The 718-nt window shown below is 43.0% G+C and carries 1 protein-coding gene; it reads left to right on the forward strand.

The annotated features are described in order from the left end of the window. Positions 1-283 precede the first annotated feature (283 nt). On the forward strand, positions 284-718 hold a 435-nt coding region (locus FC99_RS06820; RefSeq protein WP_476738440.1), incomplete at its 3' end, for a transposase family protein.

Here is a 718-nt window from a genome sequence, read left to right on the forward strand (position 1 = left end):
CGTACGGTGGTGTGAGAGGTCGGTAGCCGAAATAATCGGCTACCTCCTACTCGATTAGGTTGAAATGACGGTTGGTGATTGAACGGTATCTTGAATCGTATCTGTTGTTCAATGGGTAGGTGGTGAATTGAGGATTGTAGGTTTGTAGCGTATATTGGAATAACGCGTAGTGCTAGTTCTGTAATAATTGCTTGATGAGACCTGAATTGAATAAAAAAAGTATGCAAAAAGCCCGCATTTGCGGTAACTTCTAAGGTGACTAAACCAGAAAGAAGAACCGTAAATGCAAGGCCTCCTTAAAGCTAACGCAATTTTTAATCCAATTCAAGTCATGGTACAGAAATTTATCAAGCTGATTGATCCAATCTATCAAACTCTACCGAAAACATTCCGGTTTCGACAGAACTATCGCCAATTAAAGACTAGTGACGTCACAATGATTGCCTGCATGCTTACGAGAATCGAGCAACGAGACCCTTCTGAAACTCATTTCCATCACATGTTAGTTGCCTCAGGAATCAAGGTACCCGAACGAACGCGTTATAATCGTCGTTGTCGCGATTTAATCCCCGCAATGAAGCTGATTCGGTATCGCCTACTGAAGTTATACGCTCCGCGAGTTACTTACGAAATCATTGATAGTGCCCCAATTACCTTAGTCACGGCAAGGCGAAGCAACCAAGCTAAGGTTCTAAGAGGCATCGCCAATAAGGGCTAC

This window comes from Levilactobacillus koreensis JCM 16448 (assembly GCF_001435525.1).
GTDB lineage: Bacteria > Bacillota > Bacilli > Lactobacillales > Lactobacillaceae > Levilactobacillus > Levilactobacillus koreensis.